General features: G+C 60.0%; 1 protein-coding gene. It reads right to left on the bottom strand.

All coding sequences use genetic code 11. The features are described from left to right. Nucleotides 1-80 precede the first annotated feature (80 nt). Nucleotides 81-773, bottom strand: coding sequence for a peptide-methionine (S)-S-oxide reductase MsrA (gene msrA, locus NUV89_RS29710; RefSeq protein ID WP_257784122.1), 693 nt, complete (start codon nt 771-773; stop codon nt 81-83). Between the last annotated feature and the right edge of the window lie 87 nt (nt 774-860).

The following is an 860-nucleotide window of genomic DNA, read 5'->3' as shown; positions in this document are numbered from 1 at the left end:
GCGGTGGGTCAGCCGACGAATCTATTGACTGACACGCCGCCTTCGCGAGCAAGCCCGCTCCCACATGGGTTTTGCGGTGTCTATTGAGTTTTTACCAAGGTCGGCTCTGCGCTGTACTCCTCGGGAAACAGCTTTTTCAACTGCGCCACCTTCGGCAAGTCATTGATCACGATGTACGGGTAAGACGGGTTCTCGGTGAGAAAGTCCTGATGGTAGGCCTCCGCCGGATAGAACGGCTTGCCCATCTCGATCCGGGTCACAATCGGCTTGTCGAAGGACTTGGCGGCATCCAGCTGCGCGATATAGGCCTGGGCCACCTTCTGCTGCTCGGCATCCTGCGCAAAGATCGCCGAACGGTACTGCGTGCCAGTATCCGGCCCCTGGCGGTTGAGTTCTGTCGGGTTGTGGGCCACCGAGAAGTAGATCTGCAACAGCTTGCCGTAGCTGATCTTGCTCGGATCGAAGGTGACGGAGACCGCCTCGGCATGGCCGGTATCGCCCGCGCTGACAGACTCGTACTGCGCCGTGCCCGCCGTGCCGCCGTCATAGCCGGAGACCGCGTTCTTGACACCCTGCACGTGCTGGAAAACCCCTTGTACGCCCCAGAAGCAGCCGCCGGCGAAGACCGCCGTTTGCAAGTTGGCCGAGGCTGGCAGGTCCAGGGCGGGTGGTGCGATGACGACGGCATCGTCGGAAGAACCGAAGGAAAACGCCTGGGCCTGGCCGATAAAGCCAACCAACACCAGTACAGGTAGCAATTTGAGAACTTTCATAAATCTCACTCCAGAACGCGGTCAACTGTGGGAGCGGGCTTGCTCGCGAAAGCGGTGGGTCAGTCAGCATTTCAGTGGCTGACACAC

The organism is Pseudomonas sp. 18.1.10 (genome assembly GCF_024655625.1).
Taxonomy (GTDB): domain Bacteria; phylum Pseudomonadota; class Gammaproteobacteria; order Pseudomonadales; family Pseudomonadaceae; genus Aquipseudomonas.
The sequence above is the reverse complement of the archived record's forward strand: the minus strand, read 5'-3'. Positions and strand labels throughout refer to the sequence as shown.